The following is a 13,941-nucleotide window of genomic DNA, read 5'->3' on the forward strand; positions in this document are numbered from 1 at the left end:
ACATCCTGTTCCCTAAAGCGGTTTGCCGAGCCATTCGCGGTAGAAGCCCTCGAGATCCGGTTCGAAATCGTGGACGATCGGGTAGCCTGGGGCCGCCGCCTCGACCTCGTGCATGGTGCCGCATTGCGGGCAGATGAATTCGCGGATCTCCATCCATTGCGGATCGGGAATATCGCTGTTGGGATAGATCTCGCGCAGCGCCTCCTCGGTGTTGCGCACGATGACCGCGGCCTTGAGCTTCCAGTTCTTGCGATAGTCGCCGAAGGAATGGCCGCATTCGCATTTCGTCACACGCTCATCGCCGCTCTGGCAGATGAACAGGTGATCCGAGACCGGCAGCAGGATCGGGTCCTTCCAGCCGACGCGGTCCTGCAGCACCGCGACATATTTGAAGAAGCGGTCGTCGTCCTTGTAGGCGCTCATGACGCGGCGCGTCTGCGGCCAGGGCAGCGTGCCTGCGACCAGATCGGCGATGACTTCCTTGCTGTACGAGGTCATGGCTTTGCTCCCGGCATGAAGATCGATTTGGCGTCGACGTTCCAGAAATCGCTGAAATCCCTGGTGAAACGCGACGACAGCTTGATGGCGCTGGCATACATTTTCTTCACCTCGGGCGCGAAGTCGGCCTTTTCGACACGGCTGCGCTCGGTGGCGATCCACTCCGAAACCGGCTTGGCCTGCGCAAGGCGCTTGGCGCGCATCTCGGCGCGGTGGCGCTTGGTGGCCTCGATGTTGGCGACAGGATAACCGTCTGCATCCTCGTCCAGCATGATGCCGAAGATACCTTCGGCTGCTTCCTTGGTGAGATAGCCGTTCTCGACATCCATGGCCGTCTTGAGCGGATCGCGCTCCAGCACGTCGCCATAGCCGCCGCCGCCATTGTAGGAGTGAGTGAAGACGTCGCCGGTCTTGTGCGGCGCGGTGATGTAAGGCCCTTCCATCGTCACATGCTCACCCTGCAGCCGGACTTCGAGTTCCGAGCGATGCGGGTTGGTGCCGGTGTGATGGGCGAGCGGCGCTCCTTTGCGGCAAGCTCGAAGATGTTGCTGTCGCGCACCGCCCGGTGCTTCTGGCAGGTCGGCGCCGGATAGCCGCCGCACATGCCACCATTGTCGAAGACGCGGGAGGAATGCTCCGAGGTCACCAGTCTCAGATGGTCGGTCTTGCTGACCAGCCAGGTCGAGACGAAAGAGCAACCGCCGCGATATTTGCCGGCGCCGCCCGAATTGGGAACGATGGACCGGCCGATATAGAGCATCGGCATGTTCTGTTCCCAGATCTCGATATTGCCCATGTCGGATTCAGGGTTCCAGCCGACATAGGCGGTGTCGAGCCCATCCTTGATGGCGAGCGCGCCGGAGCCGGCTGCGGCGCATTCGAAATGCGCCATGCCGAACAGCTTGCCGTACTGGCTGGTGCCGCCCATCTCGATCATCGGGCTGTTGACCTGGCCGACGAAAGCTTCCTCGACAAAGCCGCGCCCGATGAAGGCGCGCGACAGCAGCCGCTGGAACACGCCGTAAGCCGGCAAAAGGAGTGCCCACGAAGTAGCGGTCGCCACCATCTCGTTGTCGGGGTTGGTCCAGGTGCCGTGCGGCAGCTTCAGTTCGGTCGCCATCCAGGCGCCGTCATTGACCAGACCTTCGAAGTTCATGTGCTGGGTCAGGGTGACGAACATGCCGCCATCCATACCGGCCGGCGTGCAGTTCATCGAATGGTAGCCCCAGGGCTGCGTGCCCTCGAAATCCATGACGATCTTGCCGTCCGATCTGATCTCCATCTCGATCGGGATGTTGTAGAGCCAGTCGGGGTCGCCGAGCGGCTGGTAGCCAGGCTTGCCGGCGGTGACATGGCCGTAGAAGGTATGGCCGCGATAGATGCCGGGCACAGTCAACTGACGCGTGCGGGCGAGCTGGGCGCGGCGGCCTTCCTCGATGAACTCCTTCGACACCTGCATCCAATAGTCGAGGCCGATCTCGTCGATCAGCTGCTTGACGCTTTCGCGCATGTCGATGCAGGAGGCGACCTTGGCCTTCTCGTCGAGCACCCAATAGATCGGCATGCGCAAATTGCGCTCGCAGCGGATGACGTAGTCGCGGCGGATCTCGTCATTCTCGCCGACTTTTTCGGCGCAGACGAACAACCCTTCCGTGAAGCGCTCCTGGGCAAGCGCCACGTCGCCGCCGGGCGTGATGCCGCCGGCCTCGAGTTCGTGGCAGACCGCACCCGCCCAGCCGACCAGCTTGCCGGAATGGAAGATCGGCACCACGTCCATCACATCGGGCACCTGCACGGTGCCGATGAAGGCGTCGTTGTTGGCGAAGATGTCGCCGTCGCGGATGCAAGGATTTTCCTCGTAGCCTTGCCTGATCATCCATTTGATGAAGCGGCTCATGGTGTGCACATGCACCATGATGCCGTTGGAAAGGGCGATCGCATCGCCTTCCGGCGTGTAGATGGCGACGACCATCTCGCCGACTTCGCGCACGCCCGGCGAAGCCGAGATGCGGCGGGCCATTTCGCGGGCCGAGACGCAGTAGGCGCGCAGCTTGGTGTGCAGCGTCTCGAACTTCAGCGGGTCCTGGTTGCGCAGATGGAGTTCGGTGATGCCATCATAGCAGCCGGTCTCTTCCATCAGCCGTTCGGATTCGATCAGCCGTTCGCGGATGCGCAGGGCGGAAGCGGGTTTGTCCAGCATGGCGGTCGCCCTTCTCAAGCGTGGGTGTAGTGCAGCAGCGTCCATTCATCGACATGGACACGGTCTTGCGGGTGGACGACGAGCGTTGTCGCCGGATGTTCGATGATGGCCGGGCCAACGACCTCGTGGCCGGGCTGCAGAAGGTCCATCTCGTAGAGATTGGCCTTGTGCCAGCGGCCGCCGATATAGGCCTCGCGCACGCCCTTGTGGGCGGCCGCCGGATCCGACTTGCCGAGCGGGCGCTTCAAAAGCACCGGCTTGACCTTGTCAGCGGTGGCGATCAAGCCCAGTTCGGTGATCGAGAAGCCGGCTTCGCCATAGCGCGACACGCGATGGTTGACCTTGGCATAGACCGCCTCGAATTCGTCGATGATCTTGCGCATGTCGTCGGCCGAATGGATGGCGGACAGCGGCGCCATCACCTCGACGTCCTCGAGCTGGCCGGTATAGCGCATCATCAGGAACGGCACGGTCTTGATCTTCTCGCGCGCGTGGCCGTCCTCGATCATCTCATCGACCGCCGCCTTGGTGAGATCGTCCCAGACATTGGTGACCTTCCTGCCGAAAGCCAGCAGCTCGTCATCGCCGGCGCGTGCGCTGATGTCATGCTGCGTCGACACCGAATGGCGGCGCATGAAATCGGCGGTGGTGCAGCCAAAAGCCGAGAAGGCGGCGGCGAACTGGAAGGTGATGATGTCCTTGAAGCCGATGCCGCGCGAGCAGCCGGCAAGATGCAATGGGCCCGAGCCACCATAAGACAGAAGCGTGAATTCCGACGGGTGGATGCCCTGGCCGGAGATGACGCGGCGCAGAGCGTTGTTGGCGTCGGCCTCCAGCATGTCGATCATGCCCTCGGCGGCCTCCTCGACACCCACGCCGAGCAGGCGCGAGCACTTTTCCTCGAAGGCGGCCCTGGCCCTCTCGACCTGCAGCACGACCTTGCCGCCAAGGAAGTAATGCGGGTTGAGGCGACCGAGGATTGCGTCGCAATCGGCGATGGTCGGTTCGGTGCCGCCCCTGGCGAAGCAGATCGGACCGGGATCGGAGCCAGCGCTTTCCGGCCCGAGCGAGACTTTTTTCGTCAGCGGGTCGACCTTCAGGATCATGCCGGCGCCGGCGCCGATCGTGTCGAGATGCAGCGTCGGCACGTTGAGCTTGAACCGGTCCATCAGCGGCTCGTTCTCGATCCGCGTCTGGCCACGCGTGATGACGCCCATGTCAAAGGAGGTGCCGCCCATATCCGAGCAGATCAACGAGTCGTTGCCGATCAGCTTGCCGACATAGGCTGCACCGAGGATGCCGCCGATCGGGCCCGAGATCATGGTTTCATGCAGACGTGGATGGTTGATCGAGGTCAGGCCGCCGAACGACAACAGCGTCTGCACGCCGTATTTGAAGCCGTATTTCTTAGCGACGTCCTCGATGCCCTTGAGCTGCTTGCGGCCGCGCGAGGTGGCATAGGCCTCGATCAGCACCGAATTCAGCCGCGACTGCTCGCGGATGACCGGGCGGACCTCGTGGCTGGTGTAGACCCGGATATCGGCGCCGGCAGCGGCGACCTCCTCACGGCAGATCTCGGCGATGCGCTTCTCATGCGTCGGATTGACGTGCGAGAAGATCGTCATGATGCAGATGCCCTCGACCTTGTCGGCGATCAGCTTCCTGGCGGCGATGCGCACCTCGTGCTCGTAGAGCGGCAGGATGATGTCGCCGAACTGGTCGATGCGCTCGGTCACGCCATGGGTGCGGCGGCGTGGCACCAGCGGGTCGGGATGCTGGTGGGTCACCGCATGCAGGCGGTCGGCATAGGAATAGTCGGCCCAGGCCTGCAAGCCGCGGCCCATCAGGATCATGTCCTCGAGGCCCTTGGTGGTGATCAGGCCAAGTCGGCGGCCGGTGCGCGATAGCAGCGTGTTGAGCATGCCGGTGCCGGAATAGAGCACGACGTTGACGCCGGAAAACAGCGTCTCCAGCGAGATGCCCCAGGCATCGGCCGCATCCTCGGCGGAAGCAAGGAAGCCTTCGGCCTCGTCCTTCGGCGTGGTCGCCGATTTGCCGATCTTGAAGTGGCCGTCCTGATCGACAAGGATGGTGTCGGTCATGGTGCCGCCGGCGTCGATGCCGATAACGATGGGGTTGGTAGTGATCGGGTCCACGGGTCGCCTTCCCTCTTCGAGAATGACCGCAGGCTAGATTCGATCGCGCCGATCGCGCCATATGCCTAAAGACACAATGACCGCGCGGCGCGGTTCGCCGAGAAAAGGGCATGCGCATGGGCAATATCTGGGCGCCGCTGGCCAGGGCGATCGCGGCCACCGGCACCGACCGGCATGTCGACTGCCTGATCGACCTGATCGGGGCCGACATTGCGCATGACTTGGTGACGGTCACCCGCTACTCGGCGACCAAGACGCCCGAATTCGTCAAGCACCGGCGTTTTTCCGACGAAATGGTGCGGCGCTACCTCGACGACTACTACGTCTTCGACCCGTTCTATGCCTCGTGGCGACGCGAGCGTCGTCTCGGCATCCTCCCGCTCAAGGGGCTGGCGGACGAAGAAGCCAAGCGCGGCCAGTATATCGCCGGCTTCCTGGCGCAGTCCGAAATCTGCGACGAGGTCGGCATCCTGCTCGCCGATGGCGGCGACTGGTGCCTCGGCATCTTCCTCGACCGCTCGACCTCTTCCTTCAAGGACGGCGAGATCGCCTTGCTGGACGAGCGGCTGCCGGTGTTCGAGGCGCTGCATGCGTTGGACATCAAAGCCCGCGGCAGCGATTTTTCGCGCACCTCGGCGCCGACCGGTCCCGGCGCCTCGCCGCAGCAGAAGCCGAGCATCCCGCAAAGCCTGTGGCCGGAGCTGTCCTTGCGCGAGCGCGAGCTGGTGCAGCTGATCCTTGCCGGGCACCCGACCGCCAACATCGCCGAGCGGCTCGGCATCACCGTCGGCACGGTTAAGAACCATCGCCGGCGCATCTACGAAAAGCTCGACATCACCACCGAGCGCGAATTGTTCCTGCAGTTCTTCCAGCACCGCGTATAGAGGGGACGTTCGGCGACGATCAAGCGGCACTGTCCCGGCGCCCATAGCCGCTGGAGCAGGCATTGCTGGCGTCGACCATTGCGCGACGGCAGCGTCGGTGGGTAGATGCAAATCCGGGATCGGACCCCGTACGGGATTTTGCCGATGCGTCACATGCAGATTGAAGAACGCATCGATCATGCGCGCGCGTCATTGCGGCAGAACGAAACATCCACCAGACGTATTTTGTTCGTCTGCCACGAGCCTCCTTCCCGCCAACTTCCGGGACGGATCTCAGGATCTACGGCAATGTCGCGGCGGCCGCCACATTGGGTCCAGTCTGCGTTGCTTCCATCAAGCCGCCAACCATCGACACACTGCCTGGCGACCTGGATATCCGGCTTGCATCGCTAACCATCGCTGGTGAAAAGCGCGGGCCGCTCCTGGGCTGGCGAAGAGCCAATGGCGAGACCAAGATTCCACGCTCGGCCCTGGCCCGCCTGAAGACGCTGATGCAGGACTTTCGCCCCGATACCATTGTCGTCGAGGGCACGCCGCTGCTCAAGCTGCTGGGTCATTTGCGGTCTTTGGCCGAACGACTGATCCTCGACATGCACAATGTCGAATCAGACCTCATCCTCCAGTCGCCGCAGGAGAAATGGCGGCGGCCGTTCGCCCCAAATCTCAGGACGTTGGAGCGGAAAGCAGCCGGAATCGCCGACCGGATATGGGTCTGCTCGGAGCTTGACCGCAAGCGGCTCAAGGCAATCATCACGCACTCAATACCGATCGACGTCGTACCGAACGGCATTCCGCGCGCCGAAGAAAAGCCACACGCGCTGCCGCCAATGCCCGACGCTGCCAATGGCTTCCCGACGATCGTTTTTGTCGGGCACCTCAGCTACCCGCCGAACGTCGATGCGGCAGAGCGTCTTGCGCACCTGATCCTGCCACGCATCAGGCAGGCATTGCCGATGGCAAAGCTCGTGCTTGTCGGTCGATCGCCGAATGCCGCCGTGCGAGCGCTGTCGGCACTCGATGGTGTTACGCTGGTCGAGAACCCGCAAGATGTCCGACCGCTGCTGGCGACAGCGCATCTCACCGTCATTCCGCTTACGACGGGCGGCGGCACACGCATCAAGATACTCGAGGCGATGTTCTCAGGCGTCCCGGTCGTGGCGACACCGCTCGCGGCTGAAGGGCTCGATCTCGTCGATGGAGAAGACGCGCTGTTCTCCAGTTCCGAGCAAGGCCTTGCCGATCTCGCGGTCGAGCTCTGTTCGGACTTGGGCCGCATGGGCAGCATGCGCATCCGAGCGCTTGAAACCGCATGGGGCCGCTTTGGCCCCCAGGCAATCCGCGAAGCTGTGAGCCAGGGGCTAGGCTAGACAATCAGTGACCGGCGCGAGCCATCCACCAGCGCTCCCGCCGTGTCCTCAAAAATGCCATCCAGCCAAATGGCAGGGAGGGCCGGCCCGATGGCACTCCACCACGCTCAGCAACCAATCGATGCACAAGTTCCGCGAGACGGTATTTCGATGCAGTTTCGATCAATTCCAGGCGTCGAACAAGGCGGTCCGGCAGCGGCTTTGAACGCCAGGCCAGGTAAGCCTCATAGTCTCGCGGCGTTTCGGCGAGATGGCGAAGATAGGCTGCAAGCTCCGCCGGCGTCCTGAAGGATGCCGCATCGATATAGGAATGTTCGGGAACGAATTCGGCGGCGTTCGGAGCACCGAGATAGACCGGCACCGTGCCGGCCGCCAACGGGTCGAACATCTTTTCGGTGACGTAATCGGGAGCGATCGAGTTCTCGAACGCCAGGCAAAAGTGATAGCGGCCGATGGTTTCGAGCTTTGTCTGCAGGCCAAGATCCGGACCCTCGATGTGCCGATTGGGCTGGAGCTTCGCGCGGCGATTGAACCTTCCATAGCGATCGACGCCGATGCTTTTGGAGAGTTCCGCAACTAAGGCGGCGCGCCCGCTTTTGTCGAGCTTGGAGGACTGGAAAGTCACAGCCAGCGCGGCTTCGGTCTTGGGCACAATCGCCGATCTGCGTGTCGCTTCCCACCATTCGGCTTTGGGCAGATAAGGCTCCCAGACGTCCGCTCCGGATTCGTAGGTCATCGTAAGATCGAAGTGCCGCATGAAGTGGGGATCGGCCTGTTTGGAATAGTTCTCGAAGCTCTCCATCGACCAGGCGACCCAGAGCTGTCCAGGATATTTGCGGGCATCGCCGATCTCGCGAGCATTCGGGATGTGGAACACGACCGCATCGGCCTCGGCAAGGCGGCTGCGGTCGGTGGTCCACTCAACGGGAACGCGGCATTGCGGTATGGCGGCGACGTCGATGGGTTTTTTGAAGGCGCGCGTGTAGAAAAGGATGAGCGGAACGTCTGACGGCATCGGTCCCCCAGGGCCAAGTCGATGCCCTCTCATACGCTCTTCCGCGGGATCGGGGAAGCATCATCGGTTTCTAATGTATACCGTCAGTCGTGCAATTCTCTCGATATAGGCGGGCCGACGGTGAAATCGGTAAACGTCACGTCAAAACCCTCGCGCTGCGGCGAACAGCACATCATGCCGACATCGACGGATTTCGAGATCGGGAAATAGGCGAGTCGCACCGGTTTCCAGTGACCATCCGCGGCATCGAGATATTGGATGCGAATCGCCTCGGCGTGGCGGGTCAAGCGGATACGGGTGCCGTTGGGGCTCGTCGGAATGCTGACCAGCGACCAGTCCGATGTGTCGTTCGTGACGACGACCGAGAAGTAGGCCAGCCCATCGGTGTATTCGATGCCGGCCTTGATCCAATGCGTTTCGCTCAGGCGCAGCATCAGCCCGGCCTGATCGTAGAGCATCTCATAATGGCCCTTGACGGTGACTTCGGCGCTGAAGTCACCCTCGACCGGCCGATAGAGGAAGTGGCCGTCGTCCCGCCAGAAGCCATAGAAGGTTTCGCGCCAGAAATCGGTGTCCTTGCCGGTACGGACCTGAAGCGTGCCGTCGCTGACCACGTGGTGCGGCGGCGGATTGAGCCAGGTCATGTCGGCCATGCTCGACGTCATCGCTCGGTCTTCCGATTAGAGCGTTTCACCGTTTCTCGGAAACGGCGAAACGCTTCAACTCTTTGTTTTGACGCAATTCCGGACGGAGGGTTATGGCGAAGTCGCCGAACTTAACCGCTCACACTTTTCCTGGAATTGCTTTAGCCGGCGAATGTATAGGCGGTCTTCACCGTGGTGTAGAATTCCATGGCGTAGCGGCCCTGTTCGCGCGAGCCGTAGCTGGAGCCCTTGCGGCCGCCGAAGGCGACATGGAAGTCAACGCCCGCGGTCGGCAGGTTGACCATGACCATGCCGGCTTCCGAATTGCGCTTGAAATGCGTGGCGTGCTTGAGGCTCGTGGTGCAGATGCCGGAGGTCAGGCCGAACGGCGTGTCGTTGGCGACGGTCAACGCCTCGTCATAATCCTTGACGCGGATGACGTTGGCGACCGGGCCAAAGATCTCCTCGCGCGAAATGCGCATCGCATTGGTGGAACCGACAAACAGCGCCGGCTGCAGATAGAAGCCCGGTGTTCCACGCTCCAGCCGCTCGCCGCCGAAGGCAAGCTCGGCGCCTTCCTGGCGGCCGATGGCGATATAATCCTCATCCTGCTTGAGCTGGGTCTGGTCGACGACCGGACCGATCTGCGTCTTGGCGTCGAGCGCATCGCCGATGACGAGCTTGTCCAAGCGCTCCTTCATGGCCTCGACAAAGCGGTCGTGGATACCTTCGGTGACGATCAGCCGCGAGGAAGCCGTGCAGCGCTGTCCGGTGGAGAAATACGCGCCGTTGATGGCGCAATCGACAGCGACCGCAAGATCGGCGTCGTCGAGCACGACGAACGGATTCTTGCCGCCCATCTCGAGCTGGAACTTGCGCATATGCTCGACACTCGCCGCGGCGACGCGCTTGCCCGTGCCGACCGAGCCGGTGAAAGAGATGGCGTTGACGTCGGGGCTGTCGAGCATGGCCTGGCCAACCACCGAGCCCTTGCCCATGACCAGGTTGAGCACGCCCTTGGGCAGGCCGGCGCGGTGCAGGATATCGACGATGGTCCAGGCGCTTTCGGGAACCAGTTCGGCCGGCTTGAAGACGATGGTGTTGCCGTAGGCGAGCGCCGGCGCGATCTTCCAGGCGGGAATGGCGATCGGGAAATTCCATGGCGTGATGATGCCGACGACGCCGACGCCTTCGCGCGTCAACTCGACGCCGACGCCCGGCCGCACGCTCGGCACCAGCTCGCCTGAGAGACGCAGTGTCTCGCCGGCGAAGAAATCGAAAATCTGGGCGGCCCGGATCGTTTCGCCAACGCCTTCGGCCAGCGTCTTGCCCTCTTCGCGGGCCAGTGCGCGGCCGATCTCGTCCTTGCGCGCCGTGATCTCGTCGGCGGCCTTCTTCAGCACCACATGACGAGCCAGCGGACCGGAGCGCGACCAGGCTGGAAAGGCCGCCTTGGCGGCCGCAATGGCCTGCTTTGCTTGCTCAGGACCCGCCGATGCGTATTCGCCGACCACATCGTTGGTGTCCGATGGATTGATGTTGCGCGAGCCGGCCTCGCCCAGCCACTCGCCATCGATCAAGTTCTTGCGGAGCAAAGTCATGTTATTTCCTTCGAGGGATTGTCACGGCGGTAAGCGCCGATCAATTGTCAGACAAATGATATAGTGGCTGGGCGCGCGGAGGTCCAGCCGAGCCTTCAGTAAACCTAGGCCTTCAATCGTGAAAGTCCATTCCGAGAGCCGCTGCGCCGAACCTATTTTCAGGCGGAGAACGACCAGAACAGGCAGGCCAGCGTGACCGCGGCGAAGACGACGAAAAACAGGCTTCTGAGCAGGAGGTTGCGGCGCAGATCGTTCATGGTGAGATGCGCGCCAACGATCGCCGCGACAAACAGGAAGCGCCAGTTGAGAAGCGCCAAGAGCACGCTGTTCTGACCGAAGGCCAATCGGGCGAGAAGCGAGCCGACAATGGTCGCGAAGAGCACGATCGTCGTCCAGAAGATCGCATCGGCGGCATGGGTCAGGACGACGCCGGCGGCGCGGATCGGCAGGATCATCATCAGCATGGCGCCGAAGAAATAGATAGCGGCGATGGCCAGGAAGGAGCCGGCGTCGGCGATGCCGTCGAGGCGCTTCACGCCAAAGGCGCCATAGGGATAGCCGTGCCTTGCTACGGCCAGCGACAAAGCCATCAGCAAGGCGCTGAACACGGTGACCAATGCGAATGTGCCCAGGGCCTTGCTCATGCTGCTTCCTGTCGAGACGAATCAACAGGGACGATTTTAGCCTACCGTCTCGATTGTCGCACCGAAGACCTAACCAATACGATCGCCGCTTTTCGGATCGAAAAGGTGCAGCGCCGCCGGCTCAGCGGCAAGGCGGATCGTGTCGCCCGGCTTTACGTCGCTGCGGCCCATGACGAAAACGCAGATCTGCTGGTTGGCCAGTTGGACATAGAACTGCGTCGACAGGCCGAGCGGTTCGACCACCCCGACTTCGGCCTTCAGCACACCGTCGTCGGTGAGCTTGATGTGTTCGGGCCGCAGGCCGATGGTCAGCGCATCGCCGTCCTGCAACGGCAGGCCATCCGGCAGTCTTAGTTTCTGGCCGTCAGCGAGCACGGCGTCGACCTTGCCGCCCTTGGCAACTTTGGCCGGCAAGAAATTCATGCCGGGCGAACCGATGAAGCCGGCGACAAAAGTGTTGGCCGGCCGGTCGTAAAGGTCCAGCGGAGGACCGACCTGCTGGACATAGCCGTCATGCATGACGACGATGCGGTCGGCCATGGTCATCGCCTCGACCTGGTCGTGGGTGACATAGACCGACGTCGTCTTGAGCTGCTGGTGCAGCGCCTTGATCTCGGCGCGCATATGGACGCGCAATTTGGCGTCGAGATTGCTCAGCGGCTCGTCGAACAGGAAGACTTTCGGGTCGCGCACGATGGCGCGGCCCATGGCGACGCGCTGGCGCTGGCCGCCGGACAATTGGCGCGGCAGGCGGCCGAGATAGCTGTCGAGGCCGAGCCGCTTGGCGGCAGCGCCCACCCTGCCCTCGATCGTCGTCTTCTCGGCCTTCTTGAGCAGCAGGCTGAAGCCCATGTTCGAGGAGACGTCCATATGCGGGTAGAGCGCGTAGGACTGGAACACCATGGCGATGTCGCGGTCCTTGGGCGCCACGTCATTGACCAGACGTTCGCCGATGTGGATCTCGCCGCCGGTGACGTCCTCCAGGCCGGCGATCATGCGCAAAAGCGTGGACTTGCCACAGCCGGACGGGCCGACCAGGACGACGAATTCGCCGTCGGCGATTTCGAGATCGACGCCGTGCAGGATGCGCAGCGCGCCATAGTCCTTCTCGACGTTTTGCAGCGTGACGGAAGCCATCGATTATCCTTTGACCGCGCCGGCGGTGAGGCCGGTGACGAGATAGCGTTGCAGGAAGGCGAAGAAGATGCAGACCGGGATCAGCGCCAGGATCGACGCCGCCATCATCTGCCCCCAGTCGACGGCGAATTTGCCGATATAGGTGAGCAGGCCGACGGCGAAGGTCTTCTGCTCGTCGCTGGAGATCAGCATCAGCGCGAACAGAAGCTCGCTCCAGGCGGCGGTGAAGACGAAGCCCAGCGTGGCGCCCATGCCGGGCAAGGTGAGCGGCACGATCACCCGGCGCATCGCCTGGGCGCGCGTGCAGCCATCGATCATTGCCGCCTCCTCCAGGTCCTTCGGGATGCCGTCGAAGAAGGACTGCATCAGGAAGGTGGCAAAGGCGGTGTTGAAGGCGGTGTAGATGACGATCAGGCCGATCAGGCTGTTGGTGAGACCGAGATCGCCCATGATGCGGTAGATCGGCGGAATGACCATGACCAGCGGGAAGGTCTGCGTCAGCAAGAGCAGGATGGCCAAAGTCGCCTTGCCACGGAAAGTGAAGCGCGACATGGCGTAGCCTGCGAGCGTCGCGATGACCGTCACCAGCGCGGCCGTCGACACCGAGACGATGACGCTGTTCAGGAAATAGCGCGGGAAGTCGGAAGCTTCGAGCACCGTGACGAAGTTCTTGAACGTCGTCTGCGACGGCCAGAAGGTGATGCCTTCGGAATAGAGCAGGCGCTCGGGTGTCACCGAGATCTTCAGCGTCCAGAAGATCGGAAACAGGGCGAAGACCACATAGGCGGCGATCGCCGCGTAGAGGCCGAAACCGCCGATGATGCGCGAGGAAGTGGAGCGTCCGGCGATCATCAGACGTGCCTCACCAGCAAGCGGCGAATGGCAATCAGCGCGATCGCATAGGCAATCAGCAGCACCAGAAGCAGCACCGCGACGGCCGAGGCATAGCCTTTGTCCAGCGACTTGAAGGCACTGACATAGATGTAGACCGGCACCGTGCTGGTCGAACCGGCCGGGCCGCCCTCGGTCATGACGAAGATCAGATCGGCGAAGGTGGCGATCCAGATGGTGCGCAGCATCACGGTGATGACGATGGTCGGCGCCAGGAACGGCATCGTCACCTTGGTGAAGCGCTGCCAGGGCGAGGCGCCGTCGATGGCCGCCGCTTCATAGAGTTCCGACGGGATCGACTTCAGCGCCGCCAGCAGCGTGATGGCGAAAAAGGGAATGCCGAACCAGATGTTGGCGACGATCGGCCCCCACATGGCGGTGGCCGGATCGGACAGAACATTGGTCGGCTCGGCTTTCAGGCCTAACGCAAAGAGCCAGTGCGGCAGCGGTCCGATGATCGGGTTGAACAGCCACGCCCAGGTGAGACCGGAGAGGAAGGAGGGCACAGCCCAGGGCAGGAACACCACAGCCTGCACGACCTTGCGGCCGTAGAAAGGCTTGTCGAGCAAAAGCGCGAGGCCGAGACCAAGGAAGAACTGGAAGAACAGGCTGGCGACGGTCCACCACAGCGTGTTGACCAGCGCCTGGCCGAGCACCTGGTCGGAGAACATCGCCTGGTACTGGGCGAGGCCGACATATTGCGACTTGAAGGCGGAGAATTTGCGGAAGGAATAGCTGATGCCGATGATCAGCGGCACCAGCAGCACCAGGGCCAAGAGAACGATAGCCGGCGAAAGATAGAGCCAAGGCTCGATCGTGGCTTTGCTCAGCCGCTTCTTGCGCGGCCGGCCGGCGGATCGGATCTCGGAAACGGCGTAGGTCATACGGGCGGCTCATGGGTGAT

The 13,941-nt window shown here is 62.6% G+C and carries 11 protein-coding genes and 1 pseudogene; 2 read left to right on the forward strand and 10 right to left on the reverse strand.

Annotation, left to right across the window (positions count from 1 at the left end; translation table 11 throughout):
- Positions 1–12: 12 nt before the first annotated feature.
- The 3 genes and pseudogenes from ACVDG8_RS16995 to ACVDG8_RS17005 all read right to left on the reverse strand — a co-directional run bounded on the left by ACVDG8_RS16995 (position 13) and on the right by ACVDG8_RS17005 (position 4,800).
- Positions 13–498: an acetone carboxylase subunit gamma gene (locus tag ACVDG8_RS16995; protein WP_447255696.1), complete on the reverse strand. Its 486-nt coding sequence runs from the start codon at positions 496–498 to the stop codon at positions 13–15.
- A pseudogene (locus ACVDG8_RS17000) lies at positions 495–2,698 on the reverse strand (hydantoinase B/oxoprolinase family protein). The gene ACVDG8_RS16995 and the pseudogene ACVDG8_RS17000 overlap by 4 nt, the downstream one beginning before the upstream one ends.
- Before the next feature lie 14 nt (positions 2,699–2,712).
- Positions 2,713–4,800: a hydantoinase/oxoprolinase family protein gene (locus ACVDG8_RS17005; RefSeq protein WP_455707845.1), complete on the reverse strand. Its 2,088-nt coding sequence runs from the start codon at positions 4,798–4,800 to the stop codon at positions 2,713–2,715.
- 164 nt (positions 4,801–4,964) lie between these two features.
- Between ACVDG8_RS17005 and ACVDG8_RS17010 the strand changes: the two genes are divergently transcribed.
- Positions 4,965–5,738, forward strand: a complete 774-nt coding sequence (locus tag ACVDG8_RS17010) for a helix-turn-helix transcriptional regulator (RefSeq protein ID WP_447255699.1) — start codon at positions 4,965–4,967, stop codon at positions 5,736–5,738.
- A 308-nt stretch (positions 5,739–6,046) separates the two neighbouring features.
- A complete protein-coding gene (locus ACVDG8_RS17015; protein WP_455707796.1) occupies positions 6,047–7,105 on the forward strand; it encodes a glycosyltransferase in 1,059 nt (352 codons plus the stop codon).
- Positions 7,106–7,109: 4 nt separating this feature from the next.
- Here the strand turns inward: ACVDG8_RS17015 and ACVDG8_RS17020 are convergent, their stop codons facing one another.
- From ACVDG8_RS17020 to ACVDG8_RS17050, 7 genes are all read right to left on the reverse strand, one after another.
- The gene (locus ACVDG8_RS17020) at positions 7,110–8,120 is read right to left on the reverse strand and encodes a glycosyltransferase family 10 domain-containing protein (RefSeq protein WP_447255701.1); all 1,011 of its coding nucleotides are present in this window, start codon (positions 8,118–8,120) and stop codon (positions 7,110–7,112) included.
- An 83-nt stretch (positions 8,121–8,203) separates the two neighbouring features.
- Positions 8,204–8,785: a DUF1349 domain-containing protein gene (locus ACVDG8_RS17025; protein ID WP_447255702.1), complete on the reverse strand. Its 582-nt coding sequence runs from the start codon at positions 8,783–8,785 to the stop codon at positions 8,204–8,206.
- Positions 8,786–8,925: 140 nt separating this feature from the next.
- Complete coding sequence (locus ACVDG8_RS17030) at positions 8,926–10,365, reverse strand: aldehyde dehydrogenase family protein (protein WP_447255703.1); 1,440 nt, start codon at positions 10,363–10,365, stop codon at positions 8,926–8,928.
- Between the two features lie 158 nt (positions 10,366–10,523).
- On the reverse strand, positions 10,524–11,009 hold the full coding sequence (locus ACVDG8_RS17035) for a hypothetical protein (protein ID WP_447255704.1): 486 nt from the start codon (positions 11,007–11,009) through the stop codon (positions 10,524–10,526).
- Between the two features lie 69 nt (positions 11,010–11,078).
- Positions 11,079–12,146 carry an ABC transporter ATP-binding protein gene (locus ACVDG8_RS17040; protein WP_447255705.1) on the reverse strand — a complete coding sequence of 356 codons (1,068 nt, stop codon included), beginning with the start codon at positions 12,144–12,146 and terminating at the stop codon, positions 11,079–11,081.
- A 3-nt stretch (positions 12,147–12,149) separates the two neighbouring features.
- Entirely contained in the window at positions 12,150–12,998 is an 849-nt protein-coding gene (locus ACVDG8_RS17045; RefSeq protein ID WP_447255706.1) for a carbohydrate ABC transporter permease, read from the reverse strand.
- Positions 12,998–13,921 carry a carbohydrate ABC transporter permease gene (locus tag ACVDG8_RS17050; protein WP_447255707.1) on the reverse strand — a complete coding sequence of 308 codons (924 nt, stop codon included), beginning with the start codon at positions 13,919–13,921 and terminating at the stop codon, positions 12,998–13,000. Before ACVDG8_RS17050 ends, ACVDG8_RS17045 begins: the two co-directional genes overlap by 1 nt.
- Between the last annotated feature and the right edge of the window lie 20 nt (positions 13,922–13,941).

The organism is Mesorhizobium sp. ORM8.1 (assembly GCF_053005525.2).

Coding starts and splice junctions, on each gene's coding strand:
- ACVDG8_RS17030 (WP_447255703.1), bottom strand. CDS start 10,365: ATGACTTTGCTCCGCAAGAACTTGATCGATGGCGAGTGGCTGGGCGAG.
- ACVDG8_RS17045 (WP_447255706.1), bottom strand. CDS start 12,998: ATGATCGCCGGACGCTCCACTTCCTCGCGCATCATCGGCGGTTTCGGC.
- ACVDG8_RS17035 (WP_447255704.1), bottom strand. CDS start 11,009: ATGAGCAAGGCCCTGGGCACATTCGCATTGGTCACCGTGTTCAGCGCC.
- ACVDG8_RS17025 (WP_447255702.1), bottom strand. CDS start 8,785: ATGACGTCGAGCATGGCCGACATGACCTGGCTCAATCCGCCGCCGCAC.
- ACVDG8_RS17020 (WP_447255701.1), bottom strand. CDS start 8,120: ATGCCGTCAGACGTTCCGCTCATCCTTTTCTACACGCGCGCCTTCAAA.
- ACVDG8_RS17010 (WP_447255699.1), top strand. CDS start 4,965: ATGCGCATGGGCAATATCTGGGCGCCGCTGGCCAGGGCGATCGCGGCC.
- ACVDG8_RS17005 (WP_455707845.1), bottom strand. CDS start 4,800: ATGACCGACACCATCCTTGTCGATCAGGACGGCCACTTCAAGATCGGC.
- ACVDG8_RS17050 (WP_447255707.1), bottom strand. CDS start 13,921: ATGACCTACGCCGTTTCCGAGATCCGATCCGCCGGCCGGCCGCGCAAG.
- ACVDG8_RS17040 (WP_447255705.1), bottom strand. CDS start 12,146: ATGGCTTCCGTCACGCTGCAAAACGTCGAGAAGGACTATGGCGCGCTG.
- ACVDG8_RS16995 (WP_447255696.1), bottom strand. CDS start 498: ATGACCTCGTACAGCAAGGAAGTCATCGCCGATCTGGTCGCAGGCACG.